A 24,870-nucleotide genomic window follows, 5' to 3' on the forward strand; every position below is an offset into this window, starting at 1 on the left:
ATACCACGGAGCACCTGAGATTCGACAGGCAACGCCAACGAGGTCAACGCTTATGTCCACCGTACTTCGCAAGCACCCATTGTCATTCGCCATCACCGTGTCGTTGTTCGCCGTCGTCTCGACGTCGGCGGTAGCGTCGACTTCTGCCGATGCGCAGGCAAATGGCCAGACAACGCAGGCCACCACGACGCAAGCCACACCTGCACCAACGCCCGCACCGGCACCGACGTCACCCGCCACCAAGAAAACCAACGCGAACGACGCACAGAAGAATGCGGTCACACTGTCGACTGTGTCCGTCTCTGGTGTGCGCGTGTCGCAGATGCGCGCCATCGACCTCAAGCGCGATGCGTCGGACATTCAGGACAGCATCACGGCGGAAAACATCGGCGCGCTGCCTGACACCACGATCACCGACTCCCTGCAGCGCGTCACCGGCGTGCAGATCAACCGCGACGCCGGCGTGGGTACCTCGCTGGACGTGCGCGGCCTGCCTGAGGTCGGCACCATGTTGAACGGCGAAGTGTTCATCACGGCAGACCAGATCGACGCGCAGCAGCCCGACTTCACGATGTTGCCATCCACGCTGTTCCACGGCGTGGACGTGGTTAAGTCAGCCACCGCCAACGAGACTGACGCAGGCATCAGCGGCGCGGTGGACCTGCATACCTATCGCCCGTGGGATCTCCCCAGCGGCTTTACCTACAGCTATTCCGCCGATGGCGAGCGCGGCAGCACCACGGGCCAATGGGGGCCCGAGGCCAACGGCCTCGTTTCGTACAACGATCACGGTCGCTGGGGCTTGCTGATCTCCGCCGATTTTTCCAACACCACGCGGTTCAACTCAACCGAAGGTCTCGACCAGTACGGTGTGGTGCTCAACGGCGAGAACGCAGCCAGCGCGGGTGGCTACAACGGCTTCCTGACGCCATGGAACGGTGCGCCCATTCCATCGAAGATTGTGCAGAACCCCGATGGCAGCGTGGACGTCAATGGTGACGGCAAATCGAATGGCGTCTTCATGGGCAGCCAGGACATCAGCTTGTACGACGTCACCACGCAACGCAAACGCAAGTCCGGCAACGCCTCATTCCAGATGGATCTTGGCAACGGCTTGAGCCTGACCAGCGATTACTTTTACTCGCAACAGCACGAGTACGATCGCAGTTACGGTATTCAATTCAATTCCACCAACTGGCAGGGCGCGACCTACGTGCCGCTGCAGTCGCGCGATACCGGCAGCCCCGCTCTGGGCGCTTACGGCACGCCGGAGCCAGGCTGGCAGGGCTCGCAGATCTACACCACCCAGGTGTACGAGAAGTGGCCGGGCGATGTGGAGTCGTTCTCGCAGATCACCCAAAAGAGTTCCGTCGCGAAGAACTTCAACCTGCAGTTGGATTACGACGACGGCGGACCGTTTACGGCAAGCGTGCGCGGCATCCGTGACACGGCGTTCCAGTCGAACGTAGAAACCGACCTCAACATTTCCGACTCCGACGGCGCGCTGTGGCCCAACGTGTTGATGCCCGGCGTACCCGATAGCGCGGTGCCACCCGGAACCTTCGTCTACCCGTCACAGTTGGGTGGCAACCGCGTGTTCAACGCCAATGGCATTCCCCAGAACACGGTACCGATCATCGCGAACTTCACGGGCCGCTATCTCACGGTCGGCATGCCCGGCTCGCTGGCTGCGGATTTCGCCAACCCCAACGGCTGGACCATGAAGACGCTGGAATCCGAGGGCGACTACGATCGCCAGGTGGCGCTGAACGCATTGCGCTTCGACGGAAAATACGATTTCGACGACGGCTTCAAACTCGAATTCGGCCTGCGCAACAGCATCCGCAACGCCGACAACGATGGCTGGACGCTGGAAACGCCGGTCTACGCAGGCATGGGCGCCAGCGACCCGAATGGATGTCTGGTGCGCTACGTCGGTGCCGACGTGGTCTTGAATAGCGGCTCCTGCACCGCGGGCAATGCGCTGGGCTACTTCCGCGCGGGGCCGCTGTCGGCCATATCGATGCCCAATACCGCTGCACCGCTGTCGGGCAACTACAAGGAGTACACCAACCTGCTCAATTCGGGCATCAATTTCTGGACGGTGGATCCCAACGCCCTGGTCAATCCCGTTTCGTACTGGAAGTCGCTCTACCCCGACACCACCGAAGTGGCTGAGCCGGGAACGACGTGGGGGGTGCAGCTGAAGGAGTTGTCGGGCTATCTGCAGGGTGATTTCGACGGCACCATCGGCGACATGCCGTATAGCGGCAACGTGGGTGTGCGCATGATCCACACCAACTTGAACGTCACGCAGTATTTGAGCGGTGCGCCGGGTGCGTACGGCGATGAGCCGGTCGAAGCGGGCACGGCCGTCACCAAGCGCACGTATCAGGACGTGCTGCCGTCGTTCAACTTCTCGCTGGATCTGACCGACAGCCTGAAGTTCCGATTGGCCGCGTCCAAGAACATGATGCCGCTGGATCTCAGCACCTGGGGCGGCGGCCTGCAGCTGAACTACTCGTTGGCGGAGACGCCCCAGGGTCCGATCTTCCGCGTGGCCAACGGCACCTCGACCGGCAACCCGGACCTCGATCCCTGGCGTTCCACTAACTACGGCGCATCGCTGGAGTACTACATCAACCCCACCAGCATGCTCAGCCTCGCGCTGTTCCGCATCAACGTGCAAAGCTTCATCAAGGACGGCAGCGTGGTCAACTGCAGCCTGCCCGATGAGGACGGCGTGGTTCGCGATCATTGCATCGTGATCACCGAACCCGTGCAAGGCACCGGCAACAGCATCCAGGGCGCAGAGTTCGATTACCGCCAGGGCTTCACCTTCTTGCCGAGCTTTTTGTCCAAGACGGGCATGGAGGTAAACGCCACCTATGCACCCAGCAACTCCGGCGAAAAAGACCTGGCGGGCAACAATATTCCCTTCCAGGACAACTCTACCGAATCGGGCAACTTTATCCTGTGGTACCAGGACGATCACTTCCAGGCTCGTCTGGCGTACAACTATCGTTCGCGGCGAGCAGTGATGGACAGCGTGGGCGGCATCACCGGCATGGAGATGTACGAAGCGCCGCAGAAGTATCTCGACGCGTCGATCTCCTACAAGTTCAACAAATATGTCGAAGTGTTCCTGGACGGCACCAACCTCACCAATGAATACCAGCGTTACTATCTGGTGTGGTCCGACCAGCCTGCGCACTCGACGTTCTCCGAGCGTATGTTCATGCTGGGCGTACGCGGCCAGTGGTAACCGGAGCGCTTTCTGAGCACTGCAAATAACTCGCTTCCACTCGTCTGCTAACGGCACTGGGCCCCGGCGTATGCCGGGGCGACGATGAAGCGCAAGCACCCTACTCTCGCCGGAGCCGCGACATCGACACGCCATTGGCACCCCACCACGACAAAGCAAGCATGCAGGAATCCAGCGCGCCACAGCCCGTTCGCGACAACGCCTTCCATCGTTCCATCGGCCTGTTTTCGGGAACCGCGATCAACATGACGCAGATGTGCGGCATCGGGCCGTTCATCACCATTCCCATCATGGTCGCCGCGATGGGCGGTCCGCAGGCAGTCATCGGCTGGATCGCCGGCGCCATCCTGGCCATGGCCGATGGACTGGTATGGGCCGAACTCGGTGCGGCGATGCCAGGGTCTGGTGGAACCTATGTCTATCTGCGCGAAGCGTTCCAGTACCGTACCGGCAAGCTGATGCCGTTCCTTTTTATCTGGACGATGCTGTTGGCGATTCCGTTGCTGATGTCCACCGGCATCATCGGCATGGTGGAGTATCTGGAGTTCTTCGTCCCCAATCTGGGCTGGTGGCCGCTGCATCTGATCAGCGTGGCCGCAACCGCCATCGTTACCTGGCTGCTGTACCGCCGCATCGAATCGGTGCGCGCGATCACCATCGCGCTATGGATCATCATGCTGGTCTCGGTCATCGGGGTGTCGGCTGCGGGCTTCTCACACTTCCATGCGGGCTATGCCTTCACCTATCCGGCTGGGGTATTTGGTGGTCGTTTCTTCATGGGGCTTGGCGCGGGACTGATCATCGGTATTTACGATTATCTCGGCTACAACACCACCGCCTACATCGGTGACGAATTGCGCAATCCCGGACGTACGATGCCCGGCACCATCATCGTTTCGGTGATCGCGATGATGGTCGTCTACCTGCTCCTCAACATCAGCGTGCTTGGCGTGGCGCCATGGCAGGACATCGCCCAGTCCAAATCGGTGGCTTCGCTGGTGGTGGAGCGCAGCTGGGGTCATCTGGCCGCCGCGGTGATGACAGTGCTCATCATCGTGACTGCGTTCGCGTCCGTGTTCACCGGCCTGCTCGGTGGCTCACGCGTGCCGTTCCAGGCAGCGCAGGACAAGGTATTTCTGTCCGTGTTCGCACGACTGCACACCAAGCACGGCTTCCCGCACGTCGCATTGCTCACCATGGGCGTGGTAACCGCTATCGGTACATTCTTCGACCTGACCGAAGTCATCAACATGCTGCTGGCCGCGACCATCATCGTGCAATCCATCGCGCAGATCGCCGCGCTGGTCGTGCTGCGCAAGCGCCAGCCAAATCTCGAGCGTCCGTACAAGCAGTGGCTTTATCCCGTGCCCTGCGTGATCGCTCTGCTGGGGTGGATCTACGTCTACGTGTCGGCCTCCACGCTGTCGCTGATCCTGTCCGGCCTATGGATCGCCGTTGGGCTCGTGGTGTTTGCGGCCTGGGCCAAGCTCAACCAGTCGTGGCCGTTCGGGCCGGTTGAAATAAGCGAAACCTATCTTGGGAAACAGTGACGCCATGCAAACTCCTGCCAAGCACGCGTTTTGGATGATGACCGCGATGGCGGTATCGTCGTTGTCGGTCGCGCACGCCCAAACAACGTATGCGCCCACTCAGATAACCGCCGACGCCGGGGCCACCACCGCCATCGATCATTGGCAAATGCAAGACAGCGCGAAGGCGCAGCAAAGTGGCGCCGACATCTCCACGACGAGCTTCTCCACCGAAGGCTGGTATCCGGTGAGTGGTCGAGCCACCGTCATGGCCGGATTGCTGGAGAACGGCACCTACAAGAACGACGTGTTCTACAGCGACAACCTGCGTGCGGTGCAGGTGCCTGATGCAAGCGGCAACCTGTTCGTGACGCCGTGGTGGTACCGCGCCTCATTCACGTTGCCAAAAGACCGCACGGGCATGCATACGCTGCTGCGCACGAATGGCATGATCGCGAGCGCCGACCTGTGGATAAATGGACATCTGGTCGCCGATCATGCCGCCGTCGCCGGTGCCTATCCCGTGCACACGTTCGACGTGACGCGATGGGTACATGCGGGCGCCAACGTGCTGGCCATGCGTGTGCATCCGGGCGATCCGAGAAAGAGCCTGTCGATGGGTTGGGTGGACTGGAACCCGACGCCCCCCGATAACAACATGGGTCCATGGCGCGGCGTGGACATCATGCGTACTGGCCCGGTCGAGTTGAGTTTTCCAGAGGTTCGTTCGACGCTGTCGCTGCCTGATCTCGCGCACGCCACGCTGACCGTGAAGGTGAGCGCGGCCAATCTCGACACAATGGCGCATGACGCAGTGATCACCGGCACGGCGGCCGGTGTTCGCCTGCAGCAGACCATCCACCTCGCACCGGGACAGACGCAAGTCGTCGTGTTCTCACCCACGACCACCCCGGGCCTCGCACTGGATCATCCGAAGATCTGGTGGCCCGTGGGCATGGGCGATCACCCGCTGTACCCGCTTGAGATGACTGCTGCGGTCGACGGCGCGACATCCGATCGCACCACAGCGACCTTCGGCATACGCAGTGTCAGTTCGAGCCTGACGAAACAAGGCTACGCGCAGTTTTTCATCAACGGAAAACCCGTGCTGATCCGCGGCGGCGGGTGGGCGCCGGACATGTTCCTGCGCGACAACCCCGCGCGCATGGAGGCCGAGTTCAGCTATGTGCTCAACCTCGGCCTCAACGCCATCCGCAGTGAAGGCAAGCTGGAAAACCAGCGTTTCTACGAGCTGGCCGACCGCAACGGCATCATGATCTTGCCGGGTTGGGAATGCTGCGACAAATGGGAATCGGCAGCCAAGACCGGCGGCGCGCCGTGGACGGCCGCTGACGAAAAAGTGGCCGCAGCCTCCATGACCAGCGAGGCGAACCTGCTAGGCAACCATCCCTCCGTGATCGGCTTTCTGATCGGCAGCGACAATGCGCCGCCACCGCATATCGCAAAGATGTACGTCGATGCGCTGCGCGCCGCGGATTGGTCGTTGCCGATCGTCTCGGCGGCCATCGATCAGGCGACCGCCGAAGCCGGCCCTTCCGGCATGAAAATGGCCGGTCCGTATGCCTGGATACCGCCCGCCTATTGGTATGCCGACAAGCTGGGCGGCGCGTTCGGTTTCGACTCCGAAGTCAGTGCCGGCGCCGACATCCCGCGCATGGAAGACCTGGTGCGTATGCTGTCACCGCGAGAGCAGGAGGCACTGTGGAAATATCCGGAGGCGCGGCAATACCACGCTTCCGCGGATTGGTCGGACTTCGCCGTATTGACGCCGTTCGACACGGCGCTCGCTCATCGCTACGGCGCACTCACCAGTCTTGCCGATTATGTCGCCAAGGCCCAGCTCGACAACTACGACAACGTCCGTGCGCAGTTCGAGGCATTCAACGCGCGCATGGATGCCGCCAAGCCCGCAACTGGTGTGATCTACTGGATGCTCAACAACGCGTGGCCTTCGCTGCATTGGCATCTGTACGACTACTTCATGAATCCCGCTGGCGCGTATTTTGGCGCCAAGAAAGCCAATGAGCTGGTGCACATCCAATATTCCTACGATACGAAAGACATCGTGCTGGTGAACCACGCGCTTGGCGATGTGCATGGCCTGCAAGCGACCATCCGCGTGCGTAATCTGGACGGCAGCGTGCGTTACCAGAAACACCTGCAGGGCATCGATCTGTCCGGAAACCACACGCGGCTGTTGACGACACTGCCAACCGTCGCTGGCCTCTCGCCCGTGTACTTCATCGAACTCGATCTCACCGCTTCGGACGGCAAGCCGATCAGCCGCAACGTCTACTGGTTGCCCACGCGACCGGATGTGCTCGACTGGCCCCATTCGAACTGGTACCTCACGCCCGTGACGCAATACGCGGACCTGACCTCGCTGAAGTCCTTGCCCGCCGCAACGAGCGAGATCCGCGCAACCACACAGCGCGAAAGAAATAACGACGTCACCACCGTCACGCTGTCGGTGCCCGCATCGTCCAAGGCCGTGGCGCTGTTCCAGCATGTATCGATCAAACTTGGCGCGCGCGGCGAGCTTGCGCTGCCGATACGGTGGAATGACAATGACGTCACGCTCTGGCCCGGCGAGTCGATCACGCTGACGGCGCGATACGCATCGCAGGGAACGGCCACACCTGTCGTCGAAGTCAGCGGGTGGAACGTTCCGACCCAAAGCGTTCCGGCTGCCGCCACGCAGGGAACAGATCATTGAAGACGCAAAGGCTTCCATGTCACGCGTGACCATCAACGATGTCGCCCGTGCGTCGGACACCTCGAAAAAGACCGTGTCGCGCGTGCTCAACAACGAGCCGAACGTGCGCGATTCGGTACGCGAACGGGTGCTGCTGGCTGTGGCAGAACTCAACTACCGCCCGCTCACCTCCGCGCGCAGCCTGGCGACGAACCGCTCCTTCATGATCGGCCTGCTGTACGACAACTTGTCGCCCAGCTACATCATGGAAGTCCAGGCCGGTGTACTGGAAGCGTGCGAAGCAAAGCACTACAGCATGATGGTGCAGCCCCTGGTTTCGACCGCACCGGATTTCGTCGAGCGCGTCGAGAGCATCCTGTCGCGGCACCGGCCCGATGGACTGATCCTTACGCCCCCGATCACCGACCATGCGAAACTGCTCAATCACCTGCGCAAGAGCGAGCTGCCGTTCGCCTCGATCGCCCCACGCCAGCCCAAGGGCTGCATTGGCGTGATGCTGCGTGAGCGCGAAGCCGCCGCGGCGATGGTGGAACACCTTGCGTCGCTGGGTCATCGTCGCATTGCCCACATCCTTGGCGACCCCAAGCACGGCGCAGGCATCTGGCGCCTCGCCGGTTACCGCGACGGGCTCCAGCGCGCGGGCCTGAAGGAAAACCCCGCGTACATGGTGCAAGGCCGGTTTTCGTTTGAGTCGGGCGTGGCCGCTGCGCGCCGGCTGCTCGCGCTGAAGCAGCGGCCAACCGCCATTTTCGCAGCCGACGACGACATGGCCGTCGGCGCGATCTGGGCCGCTGCGGAGGCCGGCGTGCCGGTTCCCGCCGAGCTTTCCATTTGCGGCTTCGACGACACCACCATCGCAACGCAGGTCTGGCCGCCGCTGACCACCGTGCATCAACCCGTGCGCGAAATGGGCAAACGCGCTACCGAGGAATTGCTGCTTCACGTGCTGGGCAAGGGGGACGCCCGCATGGTTGAAGTCGGCTATGAAATGCGCATGCGCGCATCCACAGCACCCGCGCCCTGAAGCGGGCGTCCGCAGCCCGTACCACTGATCCAGAGGAGACTGCCTACATGCCTGCCACGCCAGACGCCAGCCATCCGCCGCGGAAATTCCATTTCATTTCCGGGCTGCCGCGCTCAGGCACCACGCTGCTGGCCGCCATTCTCAACCAGAATCCGCGTTTCCGCGCGGGCATGACCAGCCCGCTGGCGGACATCATGGGCGTGGTGATGGCTGAAGCGAGCAGCAAGAACGATTTTTCGTTCGATGTCTCCGACGAGCAGCGCGTTGCGCTGTTGCGCGGCTTGGTCGAGAACTTCTATTCGGTTCAAGCGGGCGCCGGCGTGGTGTTCGATACCAGCCGGTTGTGGTGCAGCCGCATGCAACTGCTCAACACGCTGTTCCCCGGGGTAAAGGTCATTGCGTGCGTACGCCAATTGGCATGGGTGCTGGACAGCATGGAGCGATTGGTGCAACGGCAGCCGGTCAGCGTCAGCAAGGTATTTCGCTTCGACACCAACACCACAGTGTACTCGCGCGTCGAGGCATTGACCGATCCACGCGGCATGGTGGGCTTTGCCTACCAGGCCACCAAGGAAGCGTTTTACGGCCAGTACGCGCAAAACCATTTGCTGATGCTGACTTACGAAAGCCTGGTGCGCGATCCGGCCACCGCCATGCGCGCGGTATACCAATTCCTGGAAGAACCCTGGTTCGAGCACGACTTCGACCACATCGAATACCACGCCGACGAATTCGATGCCCGCGTCGGCATGCCCGGCCTGCATTCGGTCCGGCCGAAGGTGCAGTCGATCGAACGCCAACCCACCCTGCCCCGCGACATCTTTGGACGCTTCGCGAACGAAGCGTTCTGGCTGGATCCGAAGAACAACGTCAACCAGGTGCCCATCGTCTAAGGTTTCTCATCGCAACAACGAACAAAGGCCGCTTGCGCGGCCTTTTTCGTTTCAGCAAGGCACGATTCCGCGTCCGGGAATGTCAATCCGCCCAATACAGTCGCATGGGATTGTCCACCAGCAATTTGCGTTGCAACTCCGCCGTAACGGCAATGCGCGGGATGAAGTCGACCAGCTTGCCGTCGTCCGGCATATGGCTCTTCATGTTCGGATGCGGCCAGTCGGTACCCCATAACACACGATCGGGAAAGCGCTCGACCAGATAGCGCGCGAACGGCACGACGTCGTCGTAGCCATCCGGGCCGGTTGCCGACAAGCGTTCCGGGCAGGTCACTTTGCTCCAGATGTTTTCGTGCTCGGCCATGAGCCGTACGAACTGCTGAAATTCAGAGCCTTCTACCGACTTGGTAACGTCCGGGCGGCCCATGTGGTCGACCACGACCGTGGTGGGCAGCGAGGCAAAAAAATGCCAGCGTTCGGCGAGATCGGCCGCTTCAAAATACACCACCACCTGCCATCCGAGCGGCGCGATGCGCTCGATGATCGCGTGGTAGTAGTCGTCGGGCTTGGGATCAGCCAGCCGTCGCACGAAGTTGAAGCGCACACCGCGGACACCTGCTTCGTGCAGCGCCTTGATCTCCTCATCCGTAACGGTGTCGCGCACGGTGCCGATGCCGCGAGCACAACCCTTGGATGCGTTCAATGCATCGACCAGGGCACGGTTGTCGGCACCATGACAGGTCGCTTGCACGATCACGTTGCGCTCAAAACCGAGCAAATCGCGCAATGCGAACAACGTCTCCTTGCCCGCATCGCATGGCGTGTATTTGCGTTCCGGCGCATAGGGAAACTGATCGCCGGGACCGAACACGTGACAATGCGCATCGACCGCGCCAGGCGGGAGCTGAAAGCGTGGCTTGCTGGGATGCGGATGAAAATCCAGCCAGCCGGGGTCTTTGGTGAATGCGCTCATTACTTGCCTCGTGCCTTCAACTGGGCATCGAGCCGCGGATAGACGCGGCGGGCGTTGCCTTCGAACACTTTGTGTTTGTCCTGGTCGGAAATCCCCAATGCATCGATGTAGCGGCGAGTATCGTCGAAGTAGTGGCCGGTGGTGGGATCGATGCCGCGTACGGCGCCGACCATTTCCGAGCCGAACAGAATATTGTCGACATCGATCACCTTGAACAGCAGATCGATGCCCGGCTGGTGGTAGACGCAGGTGTCGAAATACACGTTCTTCATCACATGCTCGGCGAGCGGCGGCCGCTTCAGCATATCGGCCAGGCCGCGATAGCGCCCCCAGTGATAGGGAACCGCTCCGCCACCGTGCGGGATGATGAAGCGCAGCGTGGGGAAGTCCTTGAACAAGTCGCCCTGCAAGAATTGCATGAACGCGGTGGTGTCGGCGTTGATGTAGTGCGCACCGGTGGCATGGAAGTTGGCGTTGCAGCTGCCGGATACGTGAATCATCGCCGGCACATCGAGCTCGACCATTTTCTCGAAGAACGGATACCACGCGCGATCCGTCAACGGCGGACCGGTCCAATGCCCGCCAGACGGATCGGGATTGAGGTTGCAACCGACAAAATCGAGCTCGTTGACGCAGCGCTCCAGCTCAGCGATCGAGCGCGTGATGCTGACGCCGGGGGACTGCGGCAATTGGCATACGCCGATAAAGGTTTCCGGATACAGGCGCACGACGCGCGCAATCAGATTGTTGCAATGGCGTGTCCACGCCTGGCTGACGGCTTCATCGCCCTGGTGATGCGCCATGGTGCTTGCGCGCGGCGAGAAGATCGTCATATCCGCGCCGCGTTCACGCAGCAGGCGCAACTGATTTGCTTCGACCGTTTCGCGAATGTCGTCGTCGGAGAGAGCCGGATAAACCGGCGGCGCCAGCGACGGATCGTCGAAGTGCTTCAGTTGCGCGTCGCGAAAGGCATCGTGGCGTTGCGGTGCAGTGGTGTAGTGCCCATGGCAATCAATGATCATGCGAGTGTCTCGTTTGATGCGTGTACGGTTACCAGCCAAGCATCTGCGCAACGTGGATGTCCACGCGCAAGCCGACGACCAGCGCATTGGGGATATCGGTCTTGCGCTTGGTGGCGTAGATGGGATCGGGATTAACGATGTACTGGAGGTCAGGCATGATACGCACGCCACGGAAGGCCGCGATACCGTAGTCCAGTTCGGAAATGTATTCGTTGCGATGTGGCGCCCCGACACCCCCGGCCAGATGGCGAAGATCGGCCAGATAGTCGATCTCCTGGGATTCGAAACGCGTATCGGAAATGAACATGTTCAAGGTGTCGCGATCCCGGCCTGGGAAGGTACCAGTGAGCGATGCACCCACCGCACCGAATTGCTTCACGACCTGCGGATTGCCCGTATTGGCAAAACCGCGCGCCAGCAATTGCAGCCTGCGACCATCCTCGCCACGCCATACGGTTTGATCGACCATGCCGTACCACGCGGTACGACCGCCGGGCAGCGCCTCCAACGGCCGATGCGCCAAGGCCGCCGATGTTCCCTCGTCATCGAAGTACGGGCTCGTGCCACCATTGGTGTTGTGGTAAATGCCGAAGCGATAGGCATGCGGCATGGTCTGCAGGCCGTCCGGCACTTCATTGCCGATTTCGGTGGCCTGCAGCACGCCGATGCTGTTGTGGCCCAGATCAAAATCCAGACCGTTGCGGTGCGCGAGGTTCTCTACGTTGTCGTAGTCGAACGCGCCGCTTTGCACATACCAGAAATGCTGAAAGTCATAGCGCGTCACCGCACCCCACGACGAATTGGGATAGGCCGTGATGCCGATGTCGCTGATCGGCCCATAGGGCGTCAGGCACATGGCATTGCTCATGAAATCGCAATCGAGCGGCGAGCGGTTGAAATACGTATTGAGCGCAATGCGTCCAACGGTGAAGGAGAAGCCGTTATCGAATTTTTTATTGATATCGAACTGGGTGAGGCGCCCGCCTGCCACGGGCCGCCACGTTTGTTGCGCGCTGATGGAATTGCCGATATCCGAGCGCGCCAGGTTTCCACCGCCGAACCAGGCCGCATAGACATCCATGCTCATGCCTTTCCAGCCGAACAAGGTGTCGAAGTCGAACGTAGCACCGAACTTGATCCATCCCGATTTCTTATAACCGCTGTGCACACCACCCACCGGATTGGCGGCGCCATTGCCGACGAAATCGAGCACGGGTGAAATGCCATTCAACGCTCCGGGTTTGGGTGGCGAAGTACCATCGTTATGGGTGGCGACCGACGCGGACGCGTCATCCGACGTTTGCGCCGCCAACGCCGGTGCGATCGCCAAAGCGATAGCCGTTAAAGCCAGCTGTGAAGCATGTTTACGTAAAACGGACACAAAGACCTCCCCCACCGGCGCGTGCGCCAGGTTCTAACGTTGTTGATTGGATGAATACTCGGCCGACGCGCGTCGACTTTTTTTATGCCTGCCTTTTCTGCTACCTGCCCACGTGCGCGGACGCGTAGTGCTGACGCAACGCGCGTCCGCCGATGGTCTCCGCCACCATGCGTTGGTCGAGCTTGCCTTCCCAACGCGCGATGACCACGGTGGCCAGAGCATTGCCGACCAAATTCACGAAGGTCAGCCCTTCCGCCAAAATGCGGTGAATCCCCAAAATCAAAGCGATGCTCGCGACCGGAATGGTGCCGGTGGTCTGCAGTGTCGCCGCCAGCACCACGAAGGCTGCGCCCGCGACACCGGCAGCGCCTTTGGATGTCAGCAGCAGCACGGCGATCAAGCCGAGCTCATGCCAGAACGTGAGGTGCGTGTGGGTGGCCTGCGCGAGAAACACCGCCACGGTGGTGAGATACAGGCATGTGCCATCGAGGTTGAACGAGTAGCCGGCCGGAATCACGAAACCCACGACGCCTTCCTCGCAGCCGGCCTGCTTCATCTTTTCGATCAGCCGGGGCATCACCGTTTCGGTGGATGTGGTGGCGGCCACCAGGACGATTTCATCGCGGATGTAATACAGCAGGCGGGCAAGACTTACCCCACACCACCATGCCACGCCGCCAAGCACCACCACGGTAAACACCGCGCAGACCACAAAGAACTCCAGCACCAGTTCACCCAGGGAAAGCAGTGAATGCGTGCCGAACTGCCCCACCGTGAACGCGATCGCCCCAAACGCACCCAGTGGCGCGAAATACATGATGAAACCGATGACCTTGAACACCGCCTTCGCGATGCCATCGATGACCTTGAGCACGGGCTTGCCGGCCTCGCCCACCGCAGCAAGGCCAACACCGAACAACACCGACACGAACAGCACCTGCAGCACATGGCCTTCGGTCAATGCGCTGATGAAGGTGTTGGGGATGATCGCCATCAGGAAAGCGGCCACCGACTGATTGTGCGCGCTGGCGATGTAACTCTTGATCGAACGGGTGTCGATGCTCGCCACATCGACATTCATGCCTGTGCCCGGCTGCCATAGTTCGACACCGATCAGGCCGATGATCAACGCCAGGATGGTGATGGCTTCGAAATACAGCAACGATTTGAGCGCGACGCGGCCGACGCTCTTCATATCGTTCATGCCGGCAATGCCATGCACTACCGTAACGAAGATCACCGGCCCGATCATCATGCGAATGAGGTTGATAAACGCATCGCCCAGCGGCTTCATCGACGTCGCCACGTGAGGTGCCTGCCAGCCCAGCACAACGCCGATGACCGTGCCCGCCGCAACCTGGAACCACAATTGGCCGCAGAGACCGAACCGTCCGCGCCGTTTACTCGCCACCGCCATGCTTGCTACCTCGTTGAAGTGCACGCTGCCTTCCATATGCTCACCCGAACAACGCGCCGTCAAACAGTTTGCGGGCCGTGCGCAAAGTACCCGCGCGCCTGACCTGCCCCTGGGCGTCGAGCTCCAGCACGCAAGCCATGGTGCCGGTGGGGTGCTCCACCTCCAACGTTTGGCGCTGGCCGCCTGGCAAACGGGCCAGCGCGGCGGCAACGCTGTGTTCGATCAGGCAGGCGGTGGCGACACTGACCGCACCCAGCACGCCAATGGATGCGTGGCAGCGGTGTGGAATGAACGAACGCACGCAGATCGCGCCACCGGCACGCGGTGCGGCAACCAGCATCATTTTCGGCACGGATTGCTCGGTGACGTCACCCAGATTCATCAGTGGACCTGCCTTGAGGCGAATGGATTCCAGCGTGGCCTTGAGCACATCGTTGGCATCGAGCGCAGCCCTATCTTCATAGCCGCTGATGGCTAGGTCTTCGGCGCGCAGCACCACGCATGGCATGCCGTTGTCGATCAAGGTGACGTCGACATCATCGATGCGATCGATCGCATGACCGGTGGGAAGCAGCGCGCCGCAGCTGGAGCCTGCGATATCGGCAAAGCTCAAGCTGATGGGCGCCGCGCTGCCGGGTACGCCGTCGATACGCGCACGGCCTGCGTAGGTGACTTTGCCGCCCGGCGTCTGCACGATGGCCGTGGCGAGCTTGCCAGTGTTGAGCATGAAGATGCGTACTTCCGTCTCCTCGCCGCTGGGCGCGATCAACCCACGCTCGATCGCGAACGGGCCCACGCCGGCCAGCATGTTGCCGCAGTTCTGCGCGTCGGTGACGACCGCTTGATCGACGAACACCTGCAGAAACAGATACTCGACGTCAGCATCAGCGCGGGTGGAAGGCGATACCACTGCCACTTTGGACGTGAGCGGATCGGCGCCGCCCATGCCGTCGATCTGCCGCACATCGGGCGAACCATAAGCGCGCAAGAGAAAGGCATCGCGCGTGGCGACGTCGTTCGGCAGTTCCGATGCGAGAAAAAATCCTCCCTTGGACGTGCCGCCGCGCATCCACATGGTACGGATGCCTTCGTGCGGATAGGACTCAGACATACTTCAGGCCTTTCTGCGCCAGGCGCTCGCGCATGTCGTAGATATCCAGGCCGAGTTCGCCCGCGGCGAGACGCTGACGCTTCGCCTCTTCCTTGGCTTCGCGTTCGCGCGCTTTGGCGAGCGCATCAGCGGCCGTGGCGCGCGGCACGACGCACACACCATCGTCGTCGGCAATGACGACATCACCCGGATGAACCAGCGCGCCGGCACACACCACCGGTATGTTCACGGAGCCGAGTGTCTCCTTCACCGTACCTTGTGCGTGGATGGCTTTGCTCCATACAGGAAACTGCATCGCGGCCAGATCACGCACGTCGCGCACGCCCGCATCGATGATCAGGCCGCGACAACCGCGTGCGCGTGCAGACGTGGCGAGCAAGTCACCGAAGTAGCCGTCTTCGCACGGGCTGGTGGTGGCCGCGACAAGTACATCGCCATCGCGCAGTTGTTCAATCGCGACGTGCATCATCCAGTTGTCGCCCGGCGGCAGCAGCACCGTTACCGCGGACCCGGCGATGCGTGCACCCGCATAGATCGGGCGCAGGCCGGCGTGCATGAGGCCGGTGCGGCCTTGCGCCTCGTGCACCGTGGCGACACCGGCGTGCGCAAGCCCTTCGGCCAGCTGTGCCTGCGCCCGCTCGATCTTGGTTACCACTACGGCCATATCCGCGTCTCCGTTGAGTGCGCAGAGTCTCTTCCTGGCCGCGCCGGGCGCCAAGGTGGATTTTCGTAATAGCTATTGGGTTTGGTTATAATTGAACCATGGTTGAGGTTCATGAGCTGAATTTGCGCCATTTGCTGGCCGTGGCCGCCGTGGCGGAAGCGGGCAGCATCAGCGCGGCATCGCCTGTGGTCAGCCTGTCCCAACCGGCCCTGACGCAAGCGCTCGGGCGCCTTGAAAAACAGCTGCAAATCGCGCTGTTTTCGCGCCACCCCGGTGGCATGGCCGCCACCGAAGCCGCTCGCCTGCTAGTACCACGGGTACGGCGTGCAAGCAGTTACATCGCGCGCGGCGTGCAGCAGGCGAGGCGTTCGGTGCGCCTGACCGCGCTCCCCGGGGTGGAGCGACGCGTAACGCTCAGCCAGTTGCGTGCGCTCACGGAAGTGGCCGATGGCGGCAGTTATTCGCTGGCGGCGGCGCGCTCAGGCATCTCGCAGCCGGCGGTGTATCGCGCGATGAGCGAGCTGGCCGAGCTGGTGGAAGTTCCGCTGGTGCAGCGCCGCGGGAAAGCCGTGCAACTTACAGGCGCCGCCACCCGCATGCTGCGCTTTGCACGCCTGGCGCGCAGCGAATTGCAGGCCGGTCTCGATGAGCTGGCCGCGCTCGGCTCGCAAGGCGCAGGCCGCATTACGCTAGGCACGCTGCCACTGGCGCGCGCGGTGTTGCTGCCGCGAGTACTGGCACGCTTCTCCCGCGCCAATCCGGGTGCAACGATCAGCGTGATCGAAGGCCAGTATCTGGAGTTGCTCGGCCATCTGCGCGAAGGCAGCCTGGACATGATCGTCGGCGCCATGCGCAACCCCGTACCAGTACGCGACGTGGTGCAGGAAGCCCTGTTCGACGACCAACCGGTCATCGTCGCGCGCAGCGGCCACCCGCTCGCCGGCAAGCCGCTGGATTTCAGCCGATTGCTCGACTATCCATGGGTGATTTCCGCCCCCGGCGCCCCCCTGCGCGCACGCTGGAAACAGATGTTTCTCGAGCGCGGCATGGAGCCCCCGCGGCTACGCATCGAATGCGGTTCGGTGATGGTGATGCGTGGCCTGATGCTGGAGGATGACTGGCTGACGCTGATGTCGCCCGATCAGTTGCTTATCGAGCGCCGCGCCGGCCTGCTGTGCGAACTCGGCAGCGCGGGCCCCAGCGTGCGCCGCCGGATCGCGTTGACCACGCGGGGTGACTGGCACCCTACCCGCCTGCAGGCTCAATTTGTGGCGACCTTCAAGGAAGTCTGCGCGGAGCGCGAGGACCCCATCGTGTGGCCGTTCCGCTATCCCTGAGCACGGCGATTGCTGCGATCGCACATATAAGAAATGGTTAAGTGTTGGCGCGGCGTCGATGGCCATTGCGAAGGCAATGGCCATCAGTCCACCGCGATAGCGATGACCTCAGCCTTGAGGAGATGCCGATGCCTGCCCAGGCGCCGGAGACGCCTGCGTTTCGGCGCCAGCGAAATCGACCACCAGGCTTACACGGCGGTTGGGTTCTCCGCTGTCACCCGATTGCCCCTTCAGTACTTGGCGATTGGCCGCCTTGCCGTAGCTGACGACGCGCACCTGGTCGGCCGACATGCCGCCCGTACTCACCAGGTAATCGCGCACGGCCTCCGCACGCTTGCGCCCCAACCGGTAGTTGTACGCCGCACTTCCCGAAGGATCGGTAAAGCCTTCCACGGTCACGACGGCCTGCGGGTAGTTTTTCGACACGATCTTGGCGAAATCGTCGAGCAGCGGTTTGTCTTGATCGCGCAGCGTGGCGTCATTGAAGGCGAAGTGGGAAACGGTATCCACGCGAACACGGCCGTTCATTTCAGCAATCTTCGCGTCGTATTGCGCAAATTTTTGCTGCATCTGCTGCGTCAGGCTGTCGATTTCCTGCTGCTGCTTCGTTTGGTTGGCCCGCAGATCGTTGATCGCTGCGTCGAAATCGGCCTTCTTGACGTAGCCCTGGCATCCGCTCAAGCCGATAGCCACGGCCGTCAGTGACAGATAAGCAAAACGTTGATAGACGCGCATGAAAGAATCCTCCTCAGTGAAACGGATGAAGTCAGCGGCTTCACTGAAGCATCGTCATGCCGTGTATTGATCCATGTCACCGAATCGACTCTCTTCTATCGCCTGCTTAGCTTCAGATCGTTTTTTAGGATCCGTCGTCGCGCGACCGAACGAACACAAGCCGGTCTCGCTTAGACCAGCCTTCGCTTTCGTACGATCGCTGTGAATTGAAACAGAACGATAGAGAAATCAAACACATCACCAGTGAAAGCCAAGGCGTGAATCCTTGCGATCCCGACTTTGCGGAGTTGTCCGTTGTCATAGCGTGAATGGAATCTTCAATAATTCAGGTTATGCAAGAGCACATCCATCACGTTCTCCATCGATTAAAAAAATAATACTGTTGAGTTCAGCGGTTTATTGCACGCGAGCCGAACGATTTCGGAAATCCTTGAGCAGTCCGGCGCAGAACCCATGCAGGGGTGTCTTTTGGCAGAGTGTCTTCCGGCAGTCGAGCTGCGATCAGGGCTGGGACAAGCTACGTCCGAGGGCCATCGTCGTACGCAGACATAACCGTGAGCATCGCAAAGGGGACGCATTCATGCATTCGTCTTTCCGTACACCGGCGTGGTTTTATTTTGCACTCGCATTCGCCATTACGTGGGTCTTCTGGCTTTTCCCAATATTGGCCAGTCACGGCATCCTTCAGCTCGGCCAGACCGCTCAGCTGGCGTGTCTGTTCGCCGGTTCCTTTGGACCTTTCGTAAGTGCATTCATAGCGGTCTATCGCGATGGCGGCGGGCCGGCGGTGCGCGAATTCGCGGGTCGAAGCCTGCGTTACCGCATGGGGCCGATGTATTTTCTCGCAGCCATGTTATTGGCACCGGTCGCAGCCGGTCTGTCGATGGTATGGCTTGCCAGTCATGGTGGGCCGCCGTTCGCGTTCGGCGTCGCGCTAAGTCATTTTCCCCTTCTGTATGTGGAGCTGTTCTTTTTCGGCGGTTCCGTCAATGAGGAATTCGGCTGGGCCTACGCGATCGATCGCCTGGGGGAGCGACAGCATCTGCTCCGGGCCGCAGCCGTGCTTGGCGTGATCTGGGGCTGCTGGCACATTCCCTTGTTTTTCATCACCGGCCTGACGCAGTCGTTCCTGCCCTTCTGGGCATTCCTGATCTTTACCATCGCGCTGCGCGTAGTGATTGTCTGGGGTTATGCAAGCAATCGCAAAAGCATTCTGGTGGCGTTGCTCTTTCACACGGCAAGCAATTTTGCCTTCAACCTTTTTGCCGTGGTGGATCGCACACCAAAGCACGATGAGCGCGGTTTTATCGGCTTTGGATTGATCATGCTGGTCATCGCATCATGGGTGGCGCTTAGCGCACGATGCTATCGCCAGGCGCCACCGGATTCAGTTGCCGCGATTGATTGATACGGCACGGATGCAATGACTACGCACCCGCCTCTGCGTGCATGTCAGAGACGGGTTGCGTCTGCAGTGCCGCCTTGGCCGCCTTGGCGGTGTGATGGTTACCGTCGTGACTCCAGCCGGGTGGCATAAGCAGGTACAGCAGCTTGTTGCGCAGTCCCGGCGCATGCCATACGTCTCGCCCCAACAACCAGAATTCACCAAGATAGGCATCGATCACGCTGTAAGGTTTTACGGGTCGCGTAATGCCGTATTCGATCCGGGTGTCCTCATGCACTTCCATATACGTGCCAAAGATGCGATCCCAGATCGGCAGCAAATTACAGAAGTTGGTGTCCATATAGAGAACGTTGCGTGCATGGTGAACGCGATGATGCGAGGGTGTCAGCACGACACGGTAAAACATGCCCAGCTTGCCCTCGCGTAACACGTTCTCGCCCAGGTGAATCAAACTGCCCCAGAAGCTATCGATGATCATGATCAGGATGAGCAGTGGCGGACTCACGCCCAGCAGCATGCAGATGCTGGTCCGCACAAAGTCGGCATAGGGTCCCTCAAGAAAAATGTGGGCAAAGTTCACCGACAGATTCATCGCGACAGGTGCATGGTGCGTGGAATGCAAACACCACAGCAGGCGCACCTTGTGCGCCAGAAAGTGATAGACAAAATGCGCCAGTTCCCAAACCACATAACCGTAAAGCAGCCCATACCAGGTGAGCCCGGCCTGGAACAGCGCAAAGCGGTTGAACAGGCCGATGCAGAACCCGACCATGGCGATGGTGAGAAAGGCGCCGATGAAACGGTTCAGCACCATCGTCAGCAGTGGAACCTGATAATCCTCGCGCTTGGTTTGACGCAGCACGATGCCACGCACGAGTTCGAATACCAGCAATAACGGGATGATCGGCCCGATCGCACTACCGAAACCGTCCACGGTTAGCAGGCTCCGGTAATCGCCAGTGGTGAATACCTTCAGCAACGGTGCCAGGCCAAAAAAGCCCATCAGCTGATCGCGAATCCAACCCAAAATATCCATTAAAAACCCTCCCGCTAGCGGCTGCGGGACGGCTTTGGAAATAACCGTCCCTCGGCCAATTTGTCACGATCTAAATGACCATGCAATAGACTTTTTGCAGGACAGGCTATCTGGCGGGTTTGCGCGGCCGGGAGGGCGTGAAAACGCCCTCCCGATCACTAGGTCGCGCGACGCTATTTCGGCGCCGGATTCGACGAGTAGGTAATGGCGGCAATGCGCCATCCGTTCTCACCCTTCACTAGCTGCCAGGCTTCGCTTCCGCTGTTGTTGGGCTTACCGTCGACCATGAAGACGTAATCAAAATAGACCGATGCAATGGTTCCGTCGCTTAGGATGCGAACATTCTGGTGTTGCGGATCCATGTGTGCTTTCGATTGCGAAACGATCTTGGCGAAATCCTGATAGTTTCCTACCCTAATTTTGACCGTGCCCGGCTTGCTGGCGCGCATATGTGCCAGACCCGAATCGGAAAGTACATTGAGCCACGTACTTCCCTGGGGAATGAAGAGGCTCGCCAGCCGGGCACCATCATGCGTGACGACCGCCTCGTGATAGGCCGCCATGAGATGTTGCACGTCGACAGTATCCTGGCTGACCCGATCGGGTGCCGGTGAAGACGACTGGGCGATCGCCGCGAAGGGCACGACCATTAACGCGGCGGACAAATACATCGAGGCACGTTTCATTCAAGCAGCTCTCGTGGACGGGAGCGCTGATTAAAGTGCTTTTCCGGCACGCCAAGGCGCCAGGAAGGCCTATATTCGTTGAACCGTGCGAGGGGTGCGACGAACCGGTGCGAAATAACTAGCCATCGGTGGACGACATGGCATCCTCATCACTAAGACCGCGTTCAAAAAGCGTGCGCCGTAACGATTCGCTGTAGGTACGACTCACGCGAAGAAGCGTTCCATCCATAAGCTTGAGCAGCGAATCGCGATTGGTCAATGCCTGAATTTCCGCAATGCGATTGATCCGGACAACCGTAGAGCGATGAATGCGTACAAATTGGTGGGGATCGAGTTGCTCGATCAAGCGATGTACGCGCTCTCGCAGCAGATAGACATCGCCCCGGATGTGAAGCCCGGCGTAATCGCCCGTTGCCTCCACCCATTCGATATCTTCGGCGGCAATGACCAGGTCTTTCCGACCGGTCCGCACGGTGAAACGCGCAGGCCATCCAGATCCATCCTTGATCGGTCGGCGGACGCCCTGCTCTCTTTCCCGGCGCAAGGCCAGTACGTCTCGCGCACGCTGCAGGGCCTCGGCAAATCGCTCTTCGTGAATGGGTTTGAGCAAATAATCCAGCGCATAGACTTCAAAGGCGTTGAGCGCAAATCGGTCATAGGCGCTGAGAAAAATAATCAGCGGACGCTCGGCGGGTTTCATCGCACGCACCACGTCCAGTCCATTGGTCCCTGGCATCTGAATGTCCATGAAGACCACGTCGGGACGAAGTTCCTGGATGCCTTGCAACGCGGCGCGACCGTTGGCCGCCTCGCCGACCAGCTCCACATCCCCGCACAGGGATAGACGTTTGGTTACGCCGCGGCGCGCCAAGGGTTCATCGTCGACGACCAGAACGCGCATCATGAGCGTAGGGCGCCGCTCAACGACGCCTGACTGTGGGCCATGGCGCGGTAGGGTAAATGTGCCTCGACCAGGCAACTGCCGTCCTCAGCTACGCTCATCGCAAACTGATAATCCGTAGCGTAGAGATGGCTCAGCCGATCGCGTACGTTTTGCAGCCCGATAGCGCTGCCTTCCCCTTCATCGGGAGATGACTCGCCCTGTTCCGCGACGCCCTGGTTCCAGACCGTGAGGTGAAGTCGCTCGGCTACCACCTCGATGTCGATGCGCAATTGCCCACCCTCGGGACGTCGCGCAATGCCGTGGCGGATCGCATTCTCGACCAACGGCTGCAACAACAAATACGGCACGGCCGCATCCAATGCGTTCGAACTCACCGCCAAATCCACCGTCAGCCGCTCGCCAAGGCGAACCTTCTCGATGTCCAGGTAGTGCTCGGTAAACGCCAGTTCCTGGGAAACAGACACTTCGTGTGATACCTGCTGGGTCAGCGTCATCCGCAGAAAATCGGCCAGTTGCGCGAGCATGCGCGTCGCATCGCCAGGACGCTCATCGATAACGAGAGTGGAGATCGCATTCAACGTGTTGAAAAGAAAATGCGGATGCACCTGATAGCGAAGCGCCTTGAGCTCCGCCTCTTTGGCCAGCGCGGTTGCCGCGAGCGCGCGTCGCGTTTCTTCCAGCGCGACGAGCTGGTAGCCCACGCCAATGTACATGGCGCAGTACGCCATCAGCAGAAACCAGATGGTCTGCATGCGTAGCAGGATCGCATTCCAGTGGAAGCCACCCGTCATCACGCCGATAGATAAAGCCACTTTGACAAATAATGCGGTGGCGACCAAGGCCGTAACGAAGGTGCTCACCAGAAGCAGCCACGATATCGTGCGCAGAGGTATCTCTCTTCGCCACACCGCACGCAAAAGCCCGGTAATCGGCAATGCAGCGAGCGAATAGAACACGAACAGCAGCGCGTCGTAACGCATCAGCCCCGGTTGCTCGCTCACGACGGTTAATGCCCCGATGACGCACGCCAGCGCACAAGGCCCCCATCCCAGCAGCAGGGTCAATGCTGCAGATGGACAAGGCCGGTGGCGCGATAAGGACGTTGCGGGTACCAAGCGTTGAGTAGCGTGAGGGGGAGCCATGATGCCTTTCATCAGCGGTGCGCGTTGAGCCCTTCGCACTATGGTGGCGCGCCTTTGGCGATTCCAATAGAGCTGTGCGGGCAAGAGCCACTGAACTCGGGGGTCGGAAACATTGCAATCCACGCCCCTCCCCACCCTCAAAATGGATTCAAATATAGTATTCAACCATTTGAATACTAATAATTTTACTAGAAAGTCGGGGCGTGAATTACGCTCTCGGCACTCGACAACATTTACAGGTATCGATACCCACCAACCTCCGGGCCTTGCCGCGCCCAGCTAATTTCCCGATCCTTGCGCACATCGCCCGCTCCCCAAAGAAGTCTGAATGGATTTGTCCCTCGATTGCATGTGGGCTGTCAGCAGGTTTGGGCTCGTCGTGCTCGTAAGCCACCGTTTGCCCTGATGTCCGCCGTATCGGTAGCCATCGCCACAACATGGCTCTTGGGTCTGTTGATGCTGCCCTTGCTCGGCTCGCTGCTTCGCTCGGGCGTGCCGGGTGTCCGCCAATGGCTGGATGCGGATGTCCTGCTCATTATTGCGATGCCGCTGCTGCTGTTGCGTGGTCGCATTCCCGACTTCATTTCGATCGTTGTCGCAAACGTATTGATCGCCCTGGCCGGCGTCACGTTGTATGCCGGTTTTGCGCGCTTCATGCACCGTCCGGCGCGCTGGCCGCGGCTGTTCGCCTGCGTCGCGATAATGGCGCTTGGTGCAACATACTGGCGATATGGCGTAGACAGCATCCCCATGCGCGTCGTGCTGTCGACGGGGTTCACCGCAGCGGTGTGCGTGGCTATCGCCGTCGTTGTCGCGCGCTATCGAAGCGCCGGCCGGGCGCCTTATCTCTATGCCGCCACCACCGGGGTGGCATTGATATTCGCGGCCTGCCAGATCCTGCGCGGCAGCTACTTCCTGTCGGTGAATCACGTATCGAACGCATTGACGTTCGACACCACAGCAAACGTTGTGCTGTTGTGCGTCGGCGCCGCCATCATGCCGGTGCTGCTGATGTGCGGAATGATGATGGTGCATGACACGCTTCTTTCTGAAGCACGTGATGCAGTAAATAGGGATTTTCTCACCGGCGCGCTTTCACGCGAAGGCTTTACATCGGTCGCTCGCACGCTGTTGGCAGAGGCCGATCATAACGACGCTCCGTTGGCGTGCCTGCTCGTCGACCTGGATCATTTCAAATCCATCAACGATACCTTCGGGCATACCGGCGGCGACCAGGTGTTGCGCGAATTCGTAGCCTTGATGCGCACCGTGCTTCGCACAAGCGATGCCTTGGCGCGCATCGGTGGCGAAGAGTTCGCGATCTTGATGCCTGACATTGCGCTTGATCGCGCGCAATCGCTGGCTGAGCAACTGCGGAACGCGGCAACGCGACATGCTGTGGTCATTGATGGCGGTACCTGCACGTATAGCCTCAGCGGAGGCCTGGCGATGCGATTGCCCGGCGAGACTTTGGATCAACTAACCGTACGCGCCGACCGCGCGCTTTATCAGGCGAAGATTTCAGGGCGAAACAGGTTATGCATCGATGAGCGATCACCATCTCGCGATGCCTGAAACACCCCGAGCCACAATGCTCAAGGCATACGCA

The 24,870-nt window shown here is 60.5% G+C and carries 19 protein-coding genes; 8 read left to right on the top strand and 11 right to left on the bottom strand.

What is annotated here, in order from left to right; genetic code table 11:
- The first annotated feature begins 52 nt into the window (after positions 1–52).
- The 5 genes from DWU98_RS04965 (at position 53) to DWU98_RS04985 (ending at position 9,448) form a co-directional block, all read left to right on the top strand.
- The gene (locus DWU98_RS04965; protein WP_115494390.1) at positions 53–3,265 is read left to right on the top strand and encodes a TonB-dependent receptor; all 3,213 of its coding nucleotides are present in this window, start codon (positions 53–55) and stop codon (positions 3,263–3,265) included.
- Between the two features lie 161 nt (positions 3,266–3,426).
- Positions 3,427–4,815 carry an APC family permease gene (locus tag DWU98_RS04970; protein WP_115494391.1) on the top strand — a complete coding sequence of 463 codons (1,389 nt, stop codon included), beginning with the start codon at positions 3,427–3,429 and terminating at the stop codon, positions 4,813–4,815.
- A gap of 4 nt (positions 4,816–4,819) precedes the next feature.
- Complete coding sequence (locus DWU98_RS04975; RefSeq protein ID WP_230474696.1) at positions 4,820–7,531, top strand: glycoside hydrolase family 2 protein; 2,712 nt, start codon at positions 4,820–4,822, stop codon at positions 7,529–7,531.
- Positions 7,532–7,547: 16 nt separating this feature from the next.
- Positions 7,548–8,555 (top strand): LacI family DNA-binding transcriptional regulator, encoded by a 1,008-nt coding sequence (locus DWU98_RS04980; RefSeq protein ID WP_115494392.1) that lies wholly within the window; start codon positions 7,548–7,550, stop codon positions 8,553–8,555.
- A 47-nt stretch (positions 8,556–8,602) separates the two neighbouring features.
- Positions 8,603–9,448 carry a sulfotransferase family protein gene (locus DWU98_RS04985; protein ID WP_115494393.1) on the top strand — a complete coding sequence of 282 codons (846 nt, stop codon included), beginning with the start codon at positions 8,603–8,605 and terminating at the stop codon, positions 9,446–9,448.
- An 82-nt stretch (positions 9,449–9,530) separates the two neighbouring features.
- On the opposite strand, the gene DWU98_RS04990 is transcribed toward DWU98_RS04985, so the two are convergent.
- From DWU98_RS04990 to DWU98_RS05015, 6 genes are all read right to left on the bottom strand, one after another.
- Complete coding sequence (locus DWU98_RS04990; RefSeq protein WP_115494394.1) at positions 9,531–10,421, bottom strand: amidohydrolase family protein; 891 nt, start codon at positions 10,419–10,421, stop codon at positions 9,531–9,533.
- Positions 10,421–11,443 carry an amidohydrolase family protein gene (locus DWU98_RS04995; RefSeq protein WP_115494395.1) on the bottom strand — a complete coding sequence of 341 codons (1,023 nt, stop codon included), beginning with the start codon at positions 11,441–11,443 and terminating at the stop codon, positions 10,421–10,423. The genes DWU98_RS04990 and DWU98_RS04995 overlap by 1 nt, the downstream gene beginning before the upstream one ends.
- 28 nt (positions 11,444–11,471) lie before the next feature.
- Positions 11,472–12,824, bottom strand: coding sequence for a carbohydrate porin (locus tag DWU98_RS05000; RefSeq protein ID WP_158544974.1), 1,353 nt, complete (start codon positions 12,822–12,824; stop codon positions 11,472–11,474).
- 100 nt (positions 12,825–12,924) lie between these two features.
- Entirely contained in the window at positions 12,925–14,265 is a 1,341-nt protein-coding gene (dctA, locus tag DWU98_RS05005) for a C4-dicarboxylate transporter DctA (protein ID WP_230474697.1), read from the bottom strand.
- Between the two features lie 16 nt (positions 14,266–14,281).
- Positions 14,282–15,352, bottom strand: coding sequence for a 4-oxalomesaconate tautomerase (locus DWU98_RS05010; protein WP_196239471.1), 1,071 nt, complete (start codon positions 15,350–15,352; stop codon positions 14,282–14,284).
- A complete protein-coding gene (locus tag DWU98_RS05015) occupies positions 15,345–16,016 on the bottom strand; it encodes a 4-carboxy-4-hydroxy-2-oxoadipate aldolase/oxaloacetate decarboxylase (protein ID WP_115494397.1) in 672 nt (223 codons plus the stop codon). The genes DWU98_RS05010 and DWU98_RS05015 overlap by 8 nt, the downstream gene beginning before the upstream one ends.
- A gap of 98 nt (positions 16,017–16,114) precedes the next feature.
- Between DWU98_RS05015 and DWU98_RS05020 the strand changes: the two genes are divergently transcribed.
- On the top strand, positions 16,115–17,353 hold the full coding sequence (locus DWU98_RS05020; RefSeq protein ID WP_115494398.1) for a LysR family transcriptional regulator: 1,239 nt from the start codon (positions 16,115–16,117) through the stop codon (positions 17,351–17,353).
- Positions 17,354–17,461: 108 nt separating this feature from the next.
- Here the strand turns inward: DWU98_RS05020 and DWU98_RS05025 are convergent, their stop codons facing one another.
- Positions 17,462–18,088 (bottom strand): OmpA family protein, encoded by a 627-nt coding sequence (locus DWU98_RS05025; RefSeq protein WP_115494399.1) that lies wholly within the window; start codon positions 18,086–18,088, stop codon positions 17,462–17,464.
- A gap of 580 nt (positions 18,089–18,668) precedes the next feature.
- On the opposite strand from DWU98_RS05025, the gene DWU98_RS05030 reads away from it, so the two are divergent.
- On the top strand, positions 18,669–19,496 hold the full coding sequence (locus tag DWU98_RS05030; protein ID WP_115494400.1) for a type II CAAX prenyl endopeptidase Rce1 family protein: 828 nt from the start codon (positions 18,669–18,671) through the stop codon (positions 19,494–19,496).
- A 19-nt stretch (positions 19,497–19,515) separates the two neighbouring features.
- On the opposite strand, the gene DWU98_RS05035 is transcribed toward DWU98_RS05030, so the two are convergent.
- The 4 genes from DWU98_RS05035 to DWU98_RS05050 all read right to left on the bottom strand — a co-directional run bounded on the left by DWU98_RS05035 (position 19,516) and on the right by DWU98_RS05050 (position 23,120).
- Positions 19,516–20,529 (bottom strand): sterol desaturase family protein, encoded by a 1,014-nt coding sequence (locus DWU98_RS05035; RefSeq protein WP_115494401.1) that lies wholly within the window; start codon positions 20,527–20,529, stop codon positions 19,516–19,518.
- Positions 20,530–20,702: 173 nt separating this feature from the next.
- Complete coding sequence (locus DWU98_RS05040) at positions 20,703–21,215, bottom strand: nuclear transport factor 2 family protein (RefSeq protein ID WP_230474698.1); 513 nt, start codon at positions 21,213–21,215, stop codon at positions 20,703–20,705.
- Between the two features lie 118 nt (positions 21,216–21,333).
- Positions 21,334–22,119: a LytR/AlgR family response regulator transcription factor gene (locus DWU98_RS05045; protein ID WP_115494402.1), complete on the bottom strand. Its 786-nt coding sequence runs from the start codon at positions 22,117–22,119 to the stop codon at positions 21,334–21,336.
- On the bottom strand, positions 22,116–23,120 hold the full coding sequence (locus DWU98_RS05050; RefSeq protein WP_158544975.1) for a sensor histidine kinase: 1,005 nt from the start codon (positions 23,118–23,120) through the stop codon (positions 22,116–22,118). Before DWU98_RS05050 ends, DWU98_RS05045 begins: the two co-directional genes overlap by 4 nt.
- A 546-nt stretch (positions 23,121–23,666) precedes the next feature.
- Here DWU98_RS05050 and DWU98_RS05055 point away from each other — a divergent pair.
- On the top strand, positions 23,667–24,836 hold the full coding sequence (locus DWU98_RS05055; protein WP_115494404.1) for a GGDEF domain-containing protein: 1,170 nt from the start codon (positions 23,667–23,669) through the stop codon (positions 24,834–24,836).
- Positions 24,837–24,870: the final 34 nt, after the last annotated feature.

The organism is Dyella monticola (genome assembly GCF_003363155.1).
Taxonomy (GTDB): domain Bacteria; phylum Pseudomonadota; class Gammaproteobacteria; order Xanthomonadales; family Rhodanobacteraceae; genus Dyella_B; species Dyella_B monticola.